The sequence below is a fragment of the Kribbella sp. CA-253562 genome (assembly GCF_050942265.1).
Classification (GTDB): Bacteria; Actinomycetota; Actinomycetes; order Propionibacteriales; family Kribbellaceae; genus Kribbella.
In genome coordinates, this window is the sequence record NZ_CP192049.1 from 4,316,376 (window position 1) to 4,336,349 (window position 19,974).

Sequence of the window (19,974 nt, forward strand, 5' to 3'; positions counted from 1 at the left end):
AGGGCCGGCGCCGCCTCGGTACGCCGAAGCGCGGCGCGGCGCGGGCGGGATCAGTTGCGGGCGGCCGAGGTCCGGATCGCGGCCACGAAGGCCGCGACCGCAGGATGCCGGGCCGCGCCCTTGCGATAGGCGACGCTCGTCCGCCGGCGCACCGGCAGCGGGACCAGCGTGACGCCGGCGGGCGGTGGCCCGGCCGCGAGCTGAGGAACGAGCGAGACGCCCTGGCCGGCGGCGACCAGCGCGAGTACGGCGTCGAAGTCGTCGGCGGTGTGCCGGATCCGCGGTTGGTAGCCGGCGGCCCGGCAGACGTGCAGCGTGACTGCGTGGCAGGCCGTCCCGGGGGTTCCGGAGATCCAGGGAGCGCTCTCCGCGTCCGCCACCGAGCGCTCCGCGCCGTGCACCGCCAGGTAGACGGTCTCGTCGAGCAACGGTTGGGTCTCACCGGCGTCGAGGGCCGGCATCACGTCGTAGTCGTTGATCAGGGCAACATCCAGCCGGTGCTCGCGCAGTTCGCGGGGAGCGTCGGCGGGATCGAGCTCGGTGACGCTCAGCTCGAGCCGCGGATGGTCGCGGGCCAGGCGGACGAGGGCCGGCGGAAGCAGCGCGCGGACGGCCGTGGGGAAGGCGCCGATGCGCAGTGGCCCGGTGAGCTCGTCGCGGACGGCTGCCAGCTCGGCGTCGGCCTCTTCGAGTGCGGCGATGATCTTTTCCGCGTGCTGGACGAGCAGAGCGCCGGCGGGGGTGAGTGTGACGCGGCGGCCGGTGCGTTCGAGCAGACGGGCGCCGGCTTCGCGTTCCAGGGCGGTCAATTGCTGGGAGACCGCGGAGGCCGTGTAGGTGTGCGCTTCGGCGACGGCCGTGATCGTGCCGAGGTGGGCGAGATCGCGGAGCAGCCGGAGGCGGCGGACGTCGAGCATGAGGTCAGCTTAAACTCGTCATCAGAAAGCTGAACTGGACCTTACGCAACCCGAGCGCCGAGGCTGGTGGGCATGAACCTCACCGGCGTCCTCGTTCCCCTGATCACCCCGTTCGGCACCGATGGCGAGGTCGCGGCCGATGCACTCGAGAGACTCACGGAGCGTCTGCTGGCCGCGGGGGCGAGTGGGCTGGTCGCGCTGGGTACGACCGGTGAGCCAGGCAGTCTGACCGCGGCCGAGCAGCGGGTGGTGGTCGACATCGCTGCCAAGGTTTGCCGAGCGCACGACGCGACCCTGGTGGTCGGAGGCAACAATCGCGACCTGCTGGCCCGCGGGGATGCCGCGTTGAGCGTGGTGCCGCCGTTCGTTCGGCCGGGGGAGGCGGGAGTGCTGGAGTACTTCCGCCGGCTGGAAAGCCCGGTGCCGTTGGTGATCTATCACGTGCCGTACCGGACCGGTCAGCAGTTGGGTGCCGAGACCTTGCGCCGGATCGCCGAGCTACCGGGCGTTGCCGGGATCAAGTACGCCGCAGGTGGCATTGACGACGAGACGATGTTGTTGCTCGCCGACCTGCCGGAGGACTTCGCGGTGCTCGCGGGCGACGACCCGTTCGTCTCCCCGATGCTCGCCCTCGGCGCGCAGGGCGGGATCCTGGCGTCGGCCCACCTGGCGACCGAGACCTTCGTCGCGATGGTCGACGCCTGGCGTGCCGGGGACGTGGCGACCGGTCGGCGGCTCGGCCACCAGTTGGTTCCGCTGTCGAAGGCGTTGTTCGCCGAACCCAACCCGACCGTGATCAAGGCCGTCCTGCACGCGAACGGCGAGATCCCGACCCCGGACGTCAGACTCCCACTGCTGCCGGCTGGTCCCCACACCACCGAGACGGCCCGCACCTTGGCCGAAGATGGAGTTCACACATCGGTGAGCTGAGGACGGGTGGTAGCGGTGGGCCAGTATGTCGAGGCCGGGGGAGTGCTGACCTACTTCGAGGTCGAGGGTGAAGGCGAACCGGTGATCCTGCTGCACGGCGGGGGCGTCGGTGGCGACACCTGGGTCGCGCAAACGGCCGCGTTGTCCCAGCACTACTTGGTCGTCGTGCCCGAGCGTCGCGGCCACGGCCGGACGCCGGACGTCGACGGCCCGGTCACGATGGAACTGCTGGCCGCCGATCTCGCGGCGTTCATGGATCGCCTGGAGATTCCGCAGGCGCACCTGATCGGCTGGAGCGACGGTGGCAAGGTCGGCGCCTGGCTCGCGCTCGCCCGGCCGGACCTGGTCCGCAAGCTGGTGCTGATCGGCGCCGAACTGACCCGCGCCGGGCAGACGCCGGCGACCGAGCAGTTGATGACACCGGAGGGCTTGGAGGAACTGGCCGAGGCCTTCCGTCCGCAGTACGAGGCGGTGGCGCCGGACGGGCCGGGGCATTTCCCGGTGGTGTTCGCGAAGTGGGCCGAAATGTGGCGGACGATGCCGGATATCGACCTGGCCGACCTCGGCAAGCTGACCATGCCGGTCCTGGTGATGCAGGGTGACGACGACGCCGTACGGCTCGAGCACAGCGTGGAGGTCGCGAAGGCGCTGCCCGACGCGCAACTGGCCGTCGTACCGGGGACTTCGCACGGGCTGCCGCTGGAGAAGCCCGGCCTGGTGAACCAGTTGCTGCTCGACTTCCTGGCCGACCAGCAGACACCGAAGCTCATCCCTGGCGGCGCGCTGGACTGCTGATCGCGCGCCCGGTAGTCCCTTTCCACTCACTGCCGAACCGTGACCGCATCAGCCGTTGATAAAGTAACACGCATGGTTTAACTTACTCGGCACTGGAGCCCGCTGTGGCCCACACCACACCCCTGACCGCCCGGTCGGCGGGGTGCTCCCGGAGACCTGAGGAGTTCCGATGACGAGAACGGCTAGGTACGTCGCGACCTGCGCGTCCGCAGTGGCCCTGCTGGCGGCGGCGGCCTGCGCGGACGGTACGACGCCGGCCGCCGACACCGGCGGCGCGATCGACGAGAAGGCGCCGGTGACGATCACGGTCGGCAACCGGCCGAAACCGGACAAGCCGGCCGACGTCGCGTCGTTCGAGCGCAAGATCAAGGCGTTCACCGACAAGCACCCGAACATCACGGTGAAGTCGACCGAGACCGAGTGGGACGCGCAGACCTTCCAGGCTCAGGTGGCAGGTGGCTCGCTCCCGACCGTGATGAGCATCAGCTTCACCGAGCCGCTGAACATGATCCCGAACAAGCAGCTGCCGGACATCACCGACGAGCTGAAGCTGGTCGACCTGACCAAGGACCTGAACCCGGAGACGCTGAAGCTGGTCCAGGACGACGCCGGCCGGATCTACGGGGTGCCGTTCGAGGCGTTCTCGGTCGGGCTGGCCTACAACCGGGCGCTGTTCAAGCAGGCCGGGCTCGACCCGGACAAGCCGCCGACGACCTGGGACGAGGTGCGGCAGTACGCCCAGCAGATCAAGGAGAAGACCGGCAAGGCCGGCTACGCGCAGCTGACCAAGGACAACACCGGCGGCTGGATGCTGACCACGATGACCTACAGCATGGGCGGCACGGTCCAGTCCGACGACGGCAAGAAGTCCACGTTCAACGACGCGCCGGCCAAGAAGGCGCTGCAGCTGCTCAAGGACATGCGCTGGACCGACAACACGATGGGCAGCAACTTCCTCTACAACCAGGAGGAGATCCGCCAGGACTTCGCGGCCGGCAAGATCGGCATGGTCATGCAGGCCTCGGACGCCTACGACATGTGCGTGAAGAACTTCGGCATGAAGCCGGCCGACTACGGCCACGGCGCGCTGCCGCAGGACGGCGGCCCGCACGGCACGCTGACCGGTGGCTCGATCAAGATGATCAACCCGAAGGCGACCAAGAACGAGATCGTCGCCGCGCTGAAGTGGATCAAGGCCACCGAGTTCGACAAGTACACCAACGAGCAACTCGCGGTCGAGGACGCCAAGACCCAGCTCGCCGACAAGGGCTTCGTCGGCCGGCCGGGCGTCACGCCGCTGAGCCAGGAGACCTACGACCAGTACAACAAGTGGCGTGAGCCCTACAACAACGTGCCGGTCGCGCAGTTCAAGGGCTACATCGACTCGATGAAGACGCTGAAGCTGATGCCCGAGCCGTCGAACAAGGCGCAGGAGGTCTACGCGCTGCTCGACCCGGTGGTCCAGCAGGTGCTGACGAAGAAGGACGCCGACATCGACAAACTGCTCTCCGACGCCGCCTCGAAGATCGACGCCCGTCTCGCCCGGTAGCCCACCATGGCCCTGTCGATCCGACCGAACGCCCAGTCCCGCCGGGGTGTACTGACCTGGTACCGCTCCGGCGGGCTGAGCGCCGTCCTGTTCGCACTGCCCCTGGTGCTGATCTTTCTGTACTTCTCCTGGGGCCCGATCGTGCGCGGGCTGGTGCTCAGCTTCCAGAAGAACAACCTGGTCACCACCCCCGAGTGGGTCGGGTGGTCCAACTTCAGCTACGTGCTGACCGATCCCCAGCTGCCGCAGGCCACGCTCAACACCCTGTACTTCGCAGCGCTGGCGCTGGTGTTCGGCTTCCCGGTGCCGCTGTTCCTGGCGGTGTTCATCAGCGAACTGCGCAGTACCGGCTGGCTCTACAACGTGCTGTCCTACCTGCCGGCGGTCGTCCCGCCGGTGGCCGCGATCCTGCTCTGGAAGTTCTTCTACGACCCGAGCGCGACCGGGGTCTTCAACACGATGCTCGGCTGGTTCGGCATCGATCCGTTGTCGTGGCTGAACTCGCCGAACCTGGCGATGCCCGCGATCGTGCTCGAGGCGACCTGGGCCGGCGCGGGAGCGACCGCGATCATCTACCTGGCCGCGCTGACCGGCGTACGGACCGAGCTGTACGAGGCGGCCGAGCTGGACGGCGCGGGGATCTGGTCGCGGGTCTGGCACGTCACGCTGCCGCAGATCCGCGGAATCATCCTGATCATGATGCTGCTGCAGCTGATCGGCACGTTCCAGGTCTTCACCGAACCGTTCCTGTTCACCGGCGGCGGCCCGAACAACGCGACCACCACGATCCTGCTGCTGATCTACCGCTACGCGTTCGTCAACGGCGACTTCGGTGCCGCGACCGCGCTGAGCGTGCTGCTGGCCGGGGTGCTGTGCGTGCTGTCGGTCGTGTACCACTTCCTCACCCGGCGTTGGAGCACGACATGACCAGTCTCCCGATCACCGAGCAGGTCGCGGCGTCCCCGGACGAGGCCGCGCCGGCCAAACGCAGCAGGCGCCGTACGGCGCAAGCGCAGGAGCGCGGCATCATCTCGACCGCGGATCGCAAGCGTCCGCTGATCCGCTACGGCCTGCCGGCCGTCCAGGTGCTGCTGTTCGTGGGCGTCCTGGTGGCCGGCGTCGGGCCGCTGTTGTGGCTGCTCAAGTCCGGGCTGTCCACCAGCCAGGACATCCTGCAGGGGCCGATGCAGCTGTGGCCGAGCGGGATCCAGTGGGCGAACCTGCCGAACGCGTGGACCAAGGTCCAGATCGGTTCCTACCTCGGCAACACCGCGATCATCGCGATCGGCTCGTTGCTGTCCACCCTGTTCGTCTGTACGACGGGCGCGTTCGTGCTCAGCGTGCTGCGGCCGCGGTGGGGCCCGATCGTCACCGGCGCGGTGCTGGCGACGTTGTTCCTGCCCGGGGTGATCTCACTGGTCCCGCTCTACCTGACGATCCTGAAGATGCCGGTGCTCGGGGTGAACCTGCAGAACACGTTCTGGGCGGTCTGGCTGCCGCAGGCCGCGGGCGCGTTCAACATCCTGGTGATGAAGCGGTACTTCGACGCGATCCCGCGGGAGCTGATCGAGGCGGCCCGGATCGACGGCGCGAGCAACCTGCGGCTGTTCACCGCGCTCATCCTGCCGCTGTCCAAGCCGATCCTCGGCGTGGTCGCGCTGCTCACCGTGATCGGGTCGTGGAAGGACTACCTGTGGCCGCTGCTGGTGCTGCCCGACCCGCGGCTGCAGCCGATCTCGGTCGCGCTGCCGCGGGTGCAGCAGACCACGGAGATCTCGTTGCAGATGAGCGCATTGTTCCTGGCCGTTCTGGTACCTGTGGTTCTGTTCCTGGTGTTCCAGAAACAGTTCCTGAAAGGGGTCGGGATGTCCGGAGGGATCAAGGAGTGAGCTCACCACTGAACGGGCGCCGGGTGCTGGTGACGGGTGCCGCCGGAAGGATCGGGTCCGTCACCACCCGGCACCTGACCGAACTGGGCGCGCTCGTCACCGCGCTGTCCATCGTCGACGACCCGGAGCTGAAGGCCGACCGGGTGGTGATCGGCGACACCCGGTCCGAGGACGACGTCGCCGACGCGCTGACCGGCGTGAACCTGGTCGTCCACCTGGCCGCGCTGCCCCACCGCGACTCCGGTACGCCGTACGACGTGTACACCGGCAACGTGATCTCGACCTTCAACGTGCTCGCGCAAGCCGGGGCGCTCGGGATCCGGCGGGCGGTGGTGGCCAGCAGCATCAACGCGTTCGGCGTACCGATGAACCATCACGACGTGTTGCCGGCGTACTACCCGCTGGACGAGAAGATCCCGTCCGACGTCGACGACTGGTACTCGCTGTCGAAGCAGAACGACGAGAACACCGCGCGGATGGCCTGGCGGCACTGGGGGATCGACGTGGTGTCGCTGCGGTTCCCGCACGTCAACACCGCCGACGTGCTGCGCCGGCAGGCCGACGGGTTCCGGGAGAACCCGGGGGCCGGGGTGCGCGAGGGCTGGAGCTACCTGGACACCCGCGACGCGGCGTACGCGATCGAGCTGGGGCTGACCGCTGAGCTGAGCGGTCAGCACACGCTGTTCGTCGCGGCGAACACGACCAACGCGCCGTTCGCGACCGAGGACCTGCTGGACGCGTTCGCGCCGCGCGTGCCGCGGTTGCGGCGGTTCGTGGGCCGCGAAGTACCGATCGACCTGACCGCCGCCCGGACCGTGCTGGGCTTCCGGGCCCGGCACGAGCTGGACCTTCCGACCGACCGACTGGAGACCTGAATGCCGCACGAGACGCCAGCCACCTTCGCCCAGCCCTGGCCGGTCCGCGACGACGTGCGGATCCGCGGGGTCAAGGCGATCGTGACGGCACCGCAGGGCATCCCACTGGTGGTGGTGCGGATCGACACCACCGAGCCAGGCTTGTACGGGCTGGGCTGCGCGACGTTCACCCAGCGCTGGAAGGCGGTGCAGACGTTCGTCGACGAGCATTTGGCCCGCCTGCTGATCGGGCGCTATCCCGGTGACATCGGCGACCTGACCCGGCTGGCCGGTTTCTCCGGCTACTGGCGCGGCGGTCCGGTGACCAACAACGCGATCTCCGGGATCGACCAGGCGCTGTGGGACATCGCCGGCAAGCGGGCCGGTATGCCGGTCTACGAGCTGCTCGGCGGCAAGGTCCGGGCGGCCGCGGACACCTACATCCATGCCAGCGGCATCAACATCGAGCAGTGCCTCGAACAGGCGAAGGAGTTCGTCGCGCAGGGCTGGCGGCACATCCGGCTGAAGATCTCGACGCCCGGCGGCGGTGGGTACGGCGCGCCGCGGCTGGCCACGCTCTATCCGGGCATGCCGTACCACAACGGCTGGTCGGCGCGGGACTACCTGCGTACGACGCCGGACCTGTTCGCCGCGGCGCGCGAGTCGTTGCCGGACAACATCGAGCTGCTGCACGACGTGCACTCGCGGCTCACGCCGAAGGAAGCGGTGTTGCTGGCTCGGTCGCTCGAGCCGTACCGGCTGTTCTTCCTGGAGGACGTGCTGGCCCCGGAGCTCTGGGACCGGCTGCCGGAGGTCCGGGCCGCCTCGCCGGTCCCGCTGGCGGTCGGTGAGCTGACCACATCGATGGGCGACGCGGTCCGGTTGGTCCGCGACGGCGGTGTCGACTTCATCCGGTCGCACGTATCCGACATCGGCGGTCTGACGCCGGCCCGCAAGCTGGCCGACCTGGCCGAGCTGTGCGGCGTACGGACGGCGTGGCACGGACCGGGGGACACCTCGCCGATCGGTGCCGCGGCCAACGTCGCCCTCGACGTCAGCTCGGTGGCCTTCGGAATCCAAGAAGGCCACATCTACAACGACGCCACGCACGAGGTCTTCCCCGGCACGCTGCGGATCCAAGACGGCTGGCTGACCCCGAACGACGCGCCCGGCTGGGGCATCGAGATCGACGAGGCCGCCGCCGTGCGGTACCCGGCGGAGCTGTCCGGGCACGATGAGTGGGCGGCCGGCGTACGGCGGATCGACGGGGCCCTGGAGGCTCCGTGAAATTCTCCGTGTTCACCGCGGCGACGCCCGACTGGACTCCGGCCGAGGTGGCCAACGTCCTGGCCGAGCAGGGCTGGCACGGGATCGAGTGGCGGATCACCGACCAGGCCGAGGTCGAAGGCCAGACCGGGTTCTGGGCCGGCAACCGGGCGACCTGGCCGCTGACCGGGTTGGAGGACCGGCTGGACGAGATCGCGGCGATCACCACCGGCGCGGGACTGGAGTACTCCGCGCTCGGCGGCTACGCGCCGCCGACCCGCAGGGTCGACGCCGAACGGATGCTGGCGGCAACGGCCCGGCTCGGCGCCGGCCGGGTCCGGATCGCCGGACTGAAGGTGGAGCCCGGTCAGACCTACCGGGAGGCCTTCGCCGCCTGCCGGGAGCACTGGGAGTGGGTCGAGGACAAGGCCCGCCAGTACGGCGTCCAGGCGCTGGTCGAGCTGCACCACGAGACGCTGACGCCGAGTGCTTCGGCGGCCCGGCGGCTGCTCGATGGGCTGGACCCGGCGTACGTGGGCGTGATCCACGACATCGGCAACCTGGTGATCGAGGGCTGGGAGGAACACGGGCTGGACCTGCTCGGTGAGTACCTGGCCCACGTGCACGTGAAGAACTGCGCCTGGCACCTGGCCGGCGTGGAAAGCGACGGGACGCTGCGCTGGGAGCCGAAATGGGTGCCGTTGCGGGAAGGCCGGGCGTCCCTGCCGGAATTGTTCGCCGCGCTGGCGCGGACCGGTTACGACGGGTGGGTCGCGGTGGAGGATTTCTCCACCGCGCTGCCATTGCCGGAAAGGACCGCGGGCAATCTCGAATACCTCACCGCCGTGGCGCGGGCCGCGGGGTACGATCTGCGCTGACCCGGGCGCGGCCATTTGCCGATCGGGAAAGAAACCGACAAAAGCGGGGAAAGAACGCGACAAGGGAGGTGGGCGATGGTCACGCCTGACAGTGACTCGGCGGTGCTGGACGAACCGACCCGATCGGGGGCGAACCAGTACGACCTGGGCTCCTTCAACGAGGCCGTGATCATCGAGACGATCCGGCTGGCCGGCATCATCAGCCGGACCGAGATCTCCCGGCGGACCGGACTGACCCAGCAGTCGGTGTCACGAATCCTGCGCGTGCTGCTGCAGCAGGGACTGCTGGTCGAGGAGGCGCAGGAGCGCGCCGAGCGGCTCGGCAAGCCCCGAACGCCGGTCCGGCTGCGGTCCAACGCGGCGCACGCGGTCGGCATCCACATCGACCCCGAGTTGCTGACCGTCGCGGTCGTCGACCTGGACGGCACGATCGTGCGGCGCGAGACCGTGGACCTGGCCGCCGACCTGGACGCGCACCGCCTGGTCGACCTGGTCGCCGCCACGGTGGTGGCCGCGATCAGCATCAGCCAGGTCGACACCGCCTCGCTGCTCGGCGTCGGCGTCGCCGTACCGGGCCCGATCAACGCCGACGGCACGCTGCTCGACCTGCCGTTGCAGCCGGCGTGGCGTGGGCTGGAGATCCGCCAGTTGCTGCAGCAGAAGCTCAACCACCCGGTGCTGGTCGAGAAGGACGGTACGGCGGCCGCGATCGGCGAGCGCTGGATCGGCCGCTCGGCGCGGGCCCGCGACTTCGCCTACCTCTATCTCGGCACGGGCGTCGGCAGTGGCCTGATCCTGAACGGCTCGATCTACCGCGGCCTGACCGCGAACGCCGGCGAGTTCGGCCAGCTGGCCGCGCTGCGGATGGGGGAGTGGGACGGCGAAGGTGGTCCGCGGATGATGGCCGAGTGCAACCCGACCGCCTCGCTGCCGGTGATCGCGGCCGGCTTCGGATATGTCGAGACCGACCCGGGCGCGACCGACGAGGCGAAACGCTACAAAGCGGTCTGCAAAGCCGCCGCCGAGGGCGACGAGGCGGCCCGGAAAGCGGTCACCCAGGTCGCCGGAGTGATTGCGCAGGGTGCGGTCGGACTGGTCGACCTGCTGGATATCGATCTGATCGTTCTGGGCGGCCCGGCGTACGAAAAGGAAATCGCGGCGACGCTGATTTCCGAAATCGAACGGGCGGTGAATTCGTTCCCGATCGCGAAAGGCACCCGGACGGTCGCGGTGGAGGAGTCGATGCTGCAGGCCGACGCGGCCGCGGTGGGCGCCGCGTCGACGATCTTCCACGACGCGTTCACGCCGCGGGTGGGCGGTTCGAGCCAGGCCCGGCGGCTGCCGAAATGACCCCGGCGGATCGGCCCGCCGGGGTTTAGGCTGCCGGGGTGATTCCGACTGTGTCCGCGCCCGAAGTCCTGACCGCCGACCTCACCGACTCGGTCCAGCTCCGGGTGCTCCGGCCCGAGGACGCCGCGTCGTTCTGCCAGGCGCAGCTGCGCAGCCGCGAGCAGCTGATCCCGTTCGAGCCGCAGCGTGCCGAGCAGTGGTACGACACGGACTTCCAGGCGGCGCGGTTCGCCGAGTTGCTCGAGCGCGACAACGTCGTGCCCTGGGTGCTGGTCGAGGACGGTCGCGTGATCGGTACGGCGACGCTGTCGAACATCGTGCTCGGGCCGTGGCGCAACGGCGACGTCGGCTACTGGGTCGACGTCGCGGAGGTCGGCCGGGGGTTGGCGACGGCGGCGCTCTCGGCGGTGTGCCGGCTGGCCGACAAGGTCCTGCTGCTGCACCGGATCGCGGCGAGCACCAACCACGACAACACCCGGTCGCAGCGGGTGCTGCTGAAGTGCGGATTCGAGCAGTACGGGTTCGCGCCGAACTACCTGCACATCAACGGCCAGTGGCGCGACAGCAACCTCTACCAGCGAATCCTCAACGACCGCGAGCCGGGCGAGCCGCCGGCCTGAACCGGCGGCTCGCACTCGGCGGTCAGCGAGGCGGCAGTCCGATGCCGCGGGAGACGTCGACGTCGTCGTACCGGCCTTCGAGGACGTCGAGGAACTTGACCGGGCGCTGCAGGGTCGAGGCGATGTAAACGGCCCGCACGGTGGCCAGTGCCTCGATCCCGTCGCGCACGGTCAGGCCCGGCTCGACACCGTTGCTGACGGCATCGAAAATGTCGGCGTACTGGCGGCTGTGGCCCTCGATCGACAACTGCTGACGGCTGCTGTCGTCGTTCGCCTGCTGGTCGACGGGAAGGTCCTGCTCGCCGCCGTCGGCGTTGAACCGGCGCAGTACGTCGTCCTCGATTTCGGCGCCGCCTCGCGTGCCGTGGACCGCGATCCGGGTGCGGCCGCCGGGGTACGCTGCTGTGGTCGCGTGCAGGGTGGCGACCGCGCCGTTGTCGAAGGTGAGGGTGGCGACCACCGTGTCCTCGACCTCGATCGCGTGGTGCGCGGCCCGCAGCGCCTGGGCCTGGATCTGCACCGGCCGGCCCATGAACCACAGCAGCAGGTCGACGGTGTGGACGCCTTGGTTCATCAGCGCGCCACCGCCGTCCTGCGCCCAGGTGCCTCGCCAGCCGGCCGAGGCGTAGTACTCGTCGCTGCGCCACCACGCCACGGTGGCGACAGCTGAGGTGAGTTGCCCGAAGCGGCCGGCGCGGATGGCGTCCGCGACGAGCGCGCTGCCGGGGTCGAAGCGGTGCTGGCTGATCACCGAGCAGAGCACGCCGTGGTTGGCGGCCCGGGTGACCGCCGCGTCGAGGCGGCGGGCCCGGCCGAGATCGACGTCGAGTGGCTTCTCGATCACCACGTGCACCTTGTTGTCCAGCGCCTGCTCCGCGAGGTCGGCGTGGGTGCCGCTCGGGGTGCAGATCGCCACCAGCGAGACGTCCGACCCGGCGAGCGCCGCGGCCAGGTCGCCGTACACCGCGGGCTCCGGCTGCCCGGCTTCGGTGATCCGGGCGGCCAGGGCCCGCGCCGCGGCGGGGTCGACGTCCACCAGGGCGGTGACGGTGGCGTCGGACCGGGCCGCGATGGTTTCGGCGTGGGTGCGGCCGATGATGCCGCAGCCCACGATCGCGACCTGGTGCGGCGTCGTCGAGTCAGCCATCTCGCTCCTCAGTACGGGGTCAGGAAGTGAAGTGCGCGGTCAGTATCTGCTCCGCCGTCACGGTGAAGGTGTACGACGCGTCGGTCGAGACCACCTGGCCGTCGACGGTCCAGTTCTGGAAAACGCTATCCGATCCGGGCGCCGCCGTCACGGTGACCTGCGCGCCGACTTCGTACATGCCCGGCTCGGACTCGTTGCCGAGGATCTTCACCGTGCCGTTGCCGTCGGCCTGGACCGAGACCGCGCGCTGGACCACGTTGATCACCATCACGTTGTGCAGGGTGACCGGGCCGGTGCTGGTGGCGCCGTTGTAGCGGGCCAGGTTGGTCGCCTCGACGTCACCCTTCACCACCTTGACCGTGTAGCCGTCGGTGCCGAGGTTGTCGGTGCCCAGGTTGTAGGCGTCGACCTGGCCGTCGTTCACCACCAGCCCGTCGTGGAAGCCGTAGGCGAACACGTTGAACAGGGTCAACCCGGTCGCGCCGTCGACCGTGACGATCTTCGCCTGCTTGCGCATCACCTTGTCGATGACCAGCTCGAAGATGCTGCCCTCGTTCATCCAGTACGGCTGCTGGTAGCCGATCCGGGTGACCGCGTTGCCGTTGGACAGCACGCCCTCGATCCGGCCGCCTATGCTGCGGCCGACCGCGATCGCGTGGTCGAAGAAGGCACCGGCGACCTTGCGGACGACGAACTGGTCGTTGCGGTGGGTGGTGAGGTCGATGCCGTTCCAGGCGTTCGGGAAGCCGGCGTTGATCACGTAGGTGCGGCTGCCGTTGCCGCGGACGGCGTACGGGTAGGCGACGATGCCCTCGGCCGCGCCCGGGTTCTGCTCGGGGTAGAAGACGCGCAGGCCGCGAAGGCCCGACTTGCTGCCGTTGAGCGTGACGAGCGCGGTGGCCGTGTCGGGTGCGGCGGTGCCGCGGCCCTCGAAGGCGTGCAGGACCGTGCCGCCGCTGGCTCCGCTCTGGTCGCGGTTCGGTACGGCGGAGGCGCCGCGCAGTTCGACGTTGGCGGGAACGGTCAGGTGGGTGCTGATCCGGTACCAGCCTGCAGGCAGGTAGACGATGCCGCCGCCGTTGCGGCCGGCCTTGTCGAGCGCCTTCTGGACCGCCTTGGTCGCGTCGGCCGTCGGCAGATAGCCCACGCCGTGCGGCGCGTCGACCAGCGTGAGCTCGCGGCTGGCCGGAGCGGGCAGCGGCTTGTGGACGTACGTCGGAGCGGTACCCGCCATCCGGTGGATGATCCCGGAGAGCGCTCCCTGCGTGTGGGTGCCGGTGATCTTCACGTAGCCGCGGGCGTTGTTGCGGATCGCTGCCGTGCTGCCCTCGACATGCCCACCGGCCAGCGTCATGCCCCAGCGGTCGTCGATCACGTCGACCAGGACGCCGGTACCGGTCCGGCGGATGTCCGGCTCGAGGAAGCTGCCGGTGAACTGGGCCCGCTGACCGGCGACCACATGGATGCCGACCTGGTAGTCGGAGAGCGTGATCTTGTGGAACTGGTCCCACTCGAGGTCGCCGAGCACGAGCCCGGTGCCGTTCGCGCGGGTCCAGGTGTCGAGTGCGGCCCGGGCCGGCGGCTGGTAGGCGGCCGGGGCCAACGACCAGTACGCGTTGCCGAAGGTCACGTTCTCCCAGGTGCCGACGTCGGCGCCGTTGTAGGCGCGGGCGCCCTCGAACAGGGCGGTTCCGCGGATGTTCCGGATCGTGCTGGACTCGTGCACCTGGCCGGAGCTCGGCGCGTTGCCGCGGTCGTTGGGCATCGTGCTGATGCCGATGCCGCGGTAGGAGTTCAGCATCGTGACGTCCTGGACGGTCGCCATCATGTAGTTCTCGTTGCCGATCCAGGCGCCGCCGGGGATCTCGAAGGTGTAGTTGTACGGGACCGGCTGGGTCGCGCTCTGCCGCGGGTACCAGGTGGTCACGCCGATCACGCCGGCCGATCCACCGATCCGGAACAGGCTCGGTCCGTCGTCGCCCGAGGCGAGGTCCGCGACGACGACAGTGCCGTAGTCGAAGGCCCGGCCGCCGTCCGTGCTCGTGGCGCCGCGGTTCAGGTCGGGGTCGCGGCGGTCGCCGCGCAGCGTGCAGAACGAGTGCACCTCGAGCGTGTCCTTGACCAGGTACTTGCCGCTCGGCAGCCAGACCGTGCCGCCGCCGGCGTCCTGGCACGCGTAGAGCGCTCTCTGGATGGCCTTGGTGGCGTCCGCGCGCCCGGTGCGGTCGGCGCCGTACTTGGTGGCGTCGAAGTCGGCGACGACGCCGTCCTCGGTCGGGTTGACCGTCTGGACCAGCTTCGGCTGCGGGACGACAACCGGCGACTCGCGCAGCTGCAGCTCCTTCACGACGTACGTCGGAGAGCCGGAGAGCGCGATCCGGACGTACCGGGCGCTAGTGGTCGCGAAGCGGGTCTTGCTGAACTGGTTCGCGCCGGGAGAGCCGGTGCGGCCGACGGTGGCGAAGGTCTGGCCGTCGTTCGAGACCTGGATGGTGTAGTCGGGGGAGTATGCCTGGGCCCACTCGACTCGGACGTCGTTCACGGCGCGGGCCGTGCCGAGGTCGATCTGCAGCCACGCGTCGCCGGCTCCGCTGGTCCAGGCCGACTCGTGGTTGTTGTCGTTGACGTTCGTGGCGCCGGTGCCACCGCTGGCGGACGCCGTACCGGAGGGGGCGAAGTTGGTGTCGACCACTGAAGCGGTGAACGCGTCGAGCTTGGACTGGAGTGTCTGCAGCGCGGCCTTCACCTGGACGTCGGTGACGTTCGGCGTGGCCGCGACCTCGCGGGCGTCGTCGATCGCGGCGAGCAGCGTCGCGCGGCTCCCCGCCGGGTACTGGCCGTCGCGACTGCCTTCGCGGGCCGCCTTGTGGGCGCGAGCGGCTTCGTCGATCAGGTCGTTCAGGCCTTCGGTGACGTCGAGCGCACCGGCGACCTTCGCGACCCGGACGGCCGCCACCTTGAGATCGACCGCGCCGTCACCGCTGTGGATACGGAAGTCGGCGCCGTTCGAGCGGTTGGTCATGACGGCGTCGGGAAGCGCGAACGTGTGCGTCCTCCAGGTCTTGGTGTCACCGTACGTGACGACCTCGGAGTTCTTGAACTTCTCCGGAATCGTCTCGCCGGGGGAGTCGTAGTGCAGCCCGAACTGGCCGTTGCCCTCGTCGAAGTAGTCGACACTGACGAGCACCAGGCCGCGGTTGTCGTACAGGTAGGTGTCGGACACGTTCATGTAGAAGAAGTTCGTGCCCGGCGCGGGAGCGGTTCGATCGGTCTGCCAGTACGGCCGGCCGTCCTGGACGCCGGTCTTCAGGTTCTCCGGCCGGTCGCCGGCGCGCGGCGAGATACCGCTCTCCAGCGGAGAGGCGCCGAGCGCGACCGTGGCACCCGCCGTACTGATCCGCAGTCCGGCCACGGTGATGTCGGTGCTGCCGGACAGGCGCAGGTCCGCGCCGCCGAGACGGTCGGCGAACTCGATGTCGGCGAGCGCGAAGGTGCCGGTCTGCCACTGGCCGGTGTTCTTCAGCTGCACGTCGTCGGCGCGAGTCTCGGGACCGGTCGCGGCGTCGTAGGTCAGCTGGAGCGACCCGGTGCCGGAGTCGAGATAGGTGACGGTGACGACCACGTCGTCGGTGTTCAGCTCGTCGACGTAGTCGCGGTCCACGTCGAAGGAGAACCAGCTCGTACCGGCGGCCTGATCGGTCCGCCAGAAGCCGCGGCCCTGCTCGGTCCCGGTCCGCAGACCGGCCGGGTCGGCTCCGGCGGCGGGTGCGACGCCGAGCGTGGTCGGGGTCGCGCCGAGATCGGCGCCGACGCCGCTCGGGTACATCGTGGCCGCCGCGGCCGGTGCTGCGCTGAGCACCCCGGCCAGCAGCGTCGCGGGTAACAGTCCCGCGAGCAGGCGTCGTCGTACGGTCATCGGGGGACCTCCAGGTGGCGGGCCGGAAGCAAGCAAGGGATCGCCGGGGCGACAGCCGGACGTGATCTGCCGCACACGCAGCGAGAATGTTCGTGTAAGTTAAACCATGCGTGTTACTTATTCAAGAGCTCGTGTGGGCACCTCGCTCGATAGGCTCTCGGGGTGAGTGAGCCTGGGGTGCGGCAGTGGCTGGAGCGGACGGCGTGGCCGCTGACCGGAGTCGAGGCGGGGACGCCGACCGACGATCTGGAACCGCTGAAGAAGGTGCTGGCCGACGTGCGCCTGGTCGGGCTCGGCGAGTCGACGCACGGGACGCGGGAGTTCTTCCAGCTCAAGCACCGGCTGCTGGAGTTCCTGGTCACCGAGCTCGGGTTCCGGACGCTGCTGATGGAGGCGAGCGAGTCCGCGGCGATCGCGGTCGACGCCTACGTCCGGGGTGGCCCCGGTGACGCGCCGACGGTGGTGAGCGACCTCGGTTTCTGGGTCTGGCGGACCGAAGAGGTCGTCGCGATGGTCCAGTGGATGCGCAAGTACAACGCCGGACGGCCGGCCGACGAACAGGTCGGCTTCGTGGGCATCGATCCGCAGAAGTGCTCGGCAGCGCTGGCCGTCGTCCGGGGCTATCTGGAGGCGAACGCGCCGGAGCGGCTGGAGTTGTTCGACGGGGGGATCGCGGCCGAGGTCGACGCCGGGCCGGGGGCCAGGCCGGACCCGAAGCGCTTGCTGGTTCGGGAGACCGAGGCGCTGGCCGGATTCCTGCAGAAGTACTCGGCGCCGGACGAGGTCCTGGCGGCTGGTGAGCAGCTCGTCCGGGCGGCCGATGTGGTGTGCTCGTCGAAGGAGCACAAGGACGCCGGGGCGACGACGTTCGCCGTCCGGGACCGGGCGATGGCTGACGCCGTGAGCGCCTATCTGCACGGCACCGAGGTGAAGGCCGTGCTGTGGGCGCACAACGGGCATCTAGCCGCGAGCCGCCAGTCGCCTGAGCTGCGGCCGATGGGTCAGTATCTGCGCGAGCGGTACGGGTCGGCGTACTACGCGGTGGCGTTGCTGTGCGGGTCGGGCGCGTTCCGGGCCCGGCGGATGTGGCCGGGCCCCTGGCCGGGTGACCTGAGCGGGCCGGTCGAGGTGAACAAGCTGGAGCGCGGCGGGTTCAGTTCGCTGGAGGGACTGCTGGCGGCTGCCAATCCGGGCGACCACTTTCTCGATCTGCGCACGGTGGACGACGCGCCGGCCGAGATCAAGGGCTGGCTGGAGGAGCCGCAGATGTTCCGGAGTTTCGGGGCGTTCGTGCAGCGGTGGATGTACCGGTTCCAGTTCGCGCCGACGCTGCTGACGCAGGAGTACGACGGGCTGGTGTACCTGGCGACCACCAGTCCGTCGCGGCCGCTCTGATCAGGCGACGCCGACCAGCGTGCGTTCCGGCTGGGGCAGTGCGGCGAGCAGGTCGAAGAAGTACGGCACGGCGTCGGCCAGTCGCAGCAGGCCGGCCTCGTGGCGGGTCCAGCCGAACAGGAGCTCGCCGTCGATCACGCGCTCGGCGAGCGGTTCGGCGTACGCGCTGATCGTGACGCGGTTCGGACCGGTCTGCGGGTGGTGGTCGCCGCAGCCGCACTCGGTCGGGATCACGACGGTGGTCAGCGCGCCGGCGGCGTACTGGCGCAGGCGCAGCGTGCGGCCGCGCGCGGCGAACCGGACGATCGTTGCATCAGGCAACTGAACGAGCAGGTCGACCGGGACGGCGTACGAGCCGGGCAGGAGCCGCAGACCGTGGGACGTGAACAGGTCGGCGAGTGCGGAGAGGTTCATCGGGAGTATCCGGAATCCTGTGAGTGCTGGTGTCGGCGGGCGGGCCTGGGAAGGGACAGGGCCTCGCGCGCCTCAGACGGCGCGCGTCAGCGACAACAACAGCGACAACACAGCGAGATACGCATGCGGAGGATCATGACAGACCTCCGGGCCGGCTTCAAACACCGACCGCGATCTGAGACGACTGTCCGTGACCGGTCAGCAGCACAGCGCCCCGCCGTCCGTTGGTGCGGACGACGGGGCGCTGCGACGAGCCGGTGCTTCAGTCGGCTTTCTTGCCGAACATGATCTCGTCCCAGCTGGGGACGCTGGCGCGCTTGGAGCCTCGGCGGGCGGGCTTCTTCTTCGGTTCCGGCGCGGGTTCGGCCGGTGCTTCAGCCTGCTCGCCGGGCTGGGGCGCGCTTGCAGAGGCGGCGCTGCCGATCGCGGTGCCGTTGGTCTGCGGGGGGCCGGCTGCCGGGCGGGCCGGTGCGTCCGCGGCCGGCTGGGGAGCGAGAGCCGGCTGGTTGGGGGTCGGGAGGGTCGGCTGGCTGGGCCGGTTCTCCTGGGTGACGCGGCGTGGGTCGAACGGCTTCGGGATCGCCGGCCGGGCGGTCTGCTCCGGGGCCGCTGCCGGCTGACCGGCTTCGACTGGGCGCTGGGTGTCGCGAGGTGCCGGACGATCGGGCTGAGGGACGTCAGGACGGCGCTCGGACGGGGCGGACTCGGCCCGCCGGGCTTCGGCTGGGCGCTCGGCGGGCCCGGCCTCGCTCTGCCGAGCCTCGGCCGGACGCTCGGGCGCCGGTGGCGGCGTACGGCGTTCGGTGAACGGGTTCTCGGGGGCGGCGGCGCGTTCCTCCGGGGGAGCCGGGACGGGAGACTCCGTCGGCGGCTGGGCCGGGCGTTCGACCGCGCGCACGGTCGGCCGCAGCGTCGGCGGCGGCTCGGTCGGGATGTTGATCAGCGTCGGCTCTTCGTCGGCCGACGGCACGGAGTGCACGCGGCGCGGACCCCGCTCGACGTCGCGGCCGGTGAAGCTCTCCCGGACCGAGTCGCGCGCGAAGTCACGCCCAGCCGCTTCGCGCCCCGGGAGTTCACGGCCGGAGTTGTCGCGCCCGGCCGCCTCGCGTGGGAACGGGCGGTCACGCACCGGCGACTGCGGGTCGCGCCCGAAGTCCCGGTCGATGTCCTGGCCGAAGTCCCGCGGGTTGTTGTCGCGGGCGTACTGCCGGGCGCGGTTCAGGTTGACAGTGTCCTCGAAGCCGGCGGCCTCGTAGCTGTCGGCGCCGTGGTCGGGCGCCAGCGACAGGTCGATGTCGGCGACCGCGGTCAGCCGGCGTTCGGGCTGCTGCGGCGGCATCACCTGGGCCTGCTCACCGACCAGCCAGCGCGCCTCGTCGTCGTCCGGTACGGCGTAACGCCCGGGAGCGTCGTACGCGAACATGGCGACCTTCTCGTCGTCCTCGGCGACCGGGTACGACACCCGGACCGCCCACCGCCCGTCCTCGCGCCGCCAGGCGTCCCACTCGGCGGCGTTGGGGTCCACGCCCCGGATCCGCAGCCGCTCGGTCACCCAGGCGCCGAGGTTGCGGGTGGGGGCGTCGCCGCCCCCGCGACGGCGGACGGAAGCCCGCTGGGCGAGGTTGGCCACGTGGTCGCGCTCGGCCAGGACCGGGCCGGCGAAGGCCATCACCCGTTCCATCGGCATCTGGGCGACGGCGGCCACCGCCTCGGGACTTTCGCCGGCGCGGATACGAGCCTGGATGTCTCGTGGGCGCAGCGCGCTCTCCATTTGAATCTCCAGCTGGCCGAGTCGGGCACGGTCGCCGCGCAGGGCCGCACGCAACCGGTCGTCGACCGGGACGGCGAACTCCTCACCCGTTTCGGCCACGGCCAGGACCAGCTTGGTGCCGTCCTGGCTCAGACCGACGAGCCTCGCCTCGCGCATTGCCTATGTTCTCCTGTGCGGTTCTCGACAGTCTCTCCCGGGACGTGCTGCCTGACCAAGACCGGCGCGCCGTGCCGGGCGGTCATTGTGGAGGTTACGTCACGAAATCACATCTTGCCTGCTCAGC

General features: G+C 70.0%; 16 protein-coding genes. 11 read left to right on the top strand and 5 right to left on the bottom strand.

Features of this window, described 5'->3' with window-relative positions:
* Positions 1-50: 50 nt before the first annotated feature.
* A complete protein-coding gene (locus ACQPXM_RS20405; protein WP_432935340.1) occupies positions 51-917 on the bottom strand; it encodes a LysR substrate-binding domain-containing protein in 867 nt (288 codons plus the stop codon).
* A gap of 72 nt (positions 918-989) precedes the next feature.
* Here ACQPXM_RS20405 and ACQPXM_RS20410 point away from each other — a divergent pair, with 72 nt between their 5' ends.
* From ACQPXM_RS20410 to ACQPXM_RS20455, 10 genes are all read left to right on the top strand, one after another.
* Complete coding sequence (locus ACQPXM_RS20410) at positions 990-1,847, top strand: dihydrodipicolinate synthase family protein (RefSeq protein WP_432935342.1); 858 nt, start codon at positions 990-992, stop codon at positions 1,845-1,847.
* A gap of 15 nt (positions 1,848-1,862) precedes the next feature.
* Positions 1,863-2,642, top strand: coding sequence for an alpha/beta fold hydrolase (locus ACQPXM_RS20415; RefSeq protein ID WP_432935343.1), 780 nt, complete (start codon positions 1,863-1,865; stop codon positions 2,640-2,642).
* A 169-nt stretch (positions 2,643-2,811) separates the two neighbouring features.
* Complete coding sequence (locus ACQPXM_RS20420) at positions 2,812-4,191, top strand: ABC transporter substrate-binding protein (protein WP_432935345.1); 1,380 nt, start codon at positions 2,812-2,814, stop codon at positions 4,189-4,191.
* Between the two features lie 6 nt (positions 4,192-4,197).
* Entirely contained in the window at positions 4,198-5,118 is a 921-nt protein-coding gene (locus ACQPXM_RS20425) for a carbohydrate ABC transporter permease (protein WP_432935347.1), read from the top strand.
* Positions 5,115-6,080, top strand: coding sequence for a carbohydrate ABC transporter permease (locus ACQPXM_RS20430; RefSeq protein WP_432935349.1), 966 nt, complete (start codon positions 5,115-5,117; stop codon positions 6,078-6,080). The genes ACQPXM_RS20425 and ACQPXM_RS20430 overlap by 4 nt, the downstream gene beginning before the upstream one ends.
* On the top strand, positions 6,077-6,955 hold the full coding sequence (locus tag ACQPXM_RS20435; protein WP_432935351.1) for an NAD-dependent epimerase/dehydratase family protein: 879 nt from the start codon (positions 6,077-6,079) through the stop codon (positions 6,953-6,955). The genes ACQPXM_RS20430 and ACQPXM_RS20435 overlap by 4 nt, the downstream gene beginning before the upstream one ends.
* Positions 6,956-8,221 carry an enolase C-terminal domain-like protein gene (locus ACQPXM_RS20440; protein ID WP_432935353.1) on the top strand — a complete coding sequence of 422 codons (1,266 nt, stop codon included), beginning with the start codon at positions 6,956-6,958 and terminating at the stop codon, positions 8,219-8,221. It abuts the gene before it with no gap.
* Entirely contained in the window at positions 8,218-9,078 is an 861-nt protein-coding gene (locus ACQPXM_RS20445) for a sugar phosphate isomerase/epimerase family protein (RefSeq protein WP_432935355.1), read from the top strand. The genes ACQPXM_RS20440 and ACQPXM_RS20445 overlap by 4 nt, the downstream gene beginning before the upstream one ends.
* Before the next feature lie 75 nt (positions 9,079-9,153).
* On the top strand, positions 9,154-10,428 hold the full coding sequence (locus ACQPXM_RS20450) for an ROK family transcriptional regulator (protein WP_432935357.1): 1,275 nt from the start codon (positions 9,154-9,156) through the stop codon (positions 10,426-10,428).
* Between the two features lie 38 nt (positions 10,429-10,466).
* On the top strand, positions 10,467-11,048 hold the full coding sequence (locus tag ACQPXM_RS20455; protein ID WP_432935359.1) for a GNAT family N-acetyltransferase: 582 nt from the start codon (positions 10,467-10,469) through the stop codon (positions 11,046-11,048).
* Between the two features lie 22 nt (positions 11,049-11,070).
* Here the strand turns inward: ACQPXM_RS20455 and ACQPXM_RS20460 are convergent, their stop codons facing one another.
* Positions 11,071-12,195: a Gfo/Idh/MocA family protein gene (locus ACQPXM_RS20460; protein ID WP_432935361.1), complete on the bottom strand. Its 1,125-nt coding sequence runs from the start codon at positions 12,193-12,195 to the stop codon at positions 11,071-11,073.
* Positions 12,196-12,214: 19 nt separating this feature from the next.
* Positions 12,215-16,111: a glycosyl hydrolase family 28-related protein gene (locus ACQPXM_RS20465; RefSeq protein WP_432935363.1), complete on the bottom strand. Its 3,897-nt coding sequence runs from the start codon at positions 16,109-16,111 to the stop codon at positions 12,215-12,217.
* Between the two features lie 162 nt (positions 16,112-16,273).
* On the opposite strand from ACQPXM_RS20465, the gene ACQPXM_RS20470 reads away from it, so the two are divergent.
* Positions 16,274-17,506, top strand: a complete 1,233-nt coding sequence (locus ACQPXM_RS20470) for an erythromycin esterase family protein (protein WP_432935365.1) — start codon at positions 16,274-16,276, stop codon at positions 17,504-17,506.
* Here ACQPXM_RS20470 and ACQPXM_RS20475 read toward each other — a convergent pair whose 3' ends face one another.
* Together ACQPXM_RS20475 and sepH are read right to left on the bottom strand one after the other, a co-directional pair.
* Complete coding sequence (locus ACQPXM_RS20475) at positions 17,507-17,920, bottom strand: hypothetical protein (RefSeq protein WP_432935367.1); 414 nt, start codon at positions 17,918-17,920, stop codon at positions 17,507-17,509.
* Positions 17,921-18,182: 262 nt separating this feature from the next.
* Positions 18,183-19,847, bottom strand: coding sequence for a septation protein SepH (sepH, locus tag ACQPXM_RS20480; protein ID WP_432935369.1), 1,665 nt, complete (start codon positions 19,845-19,847; stop codon positions 18,183-18,185).
* Positions 19,848-19,974 lie beyond the last annotated feature (127 nt).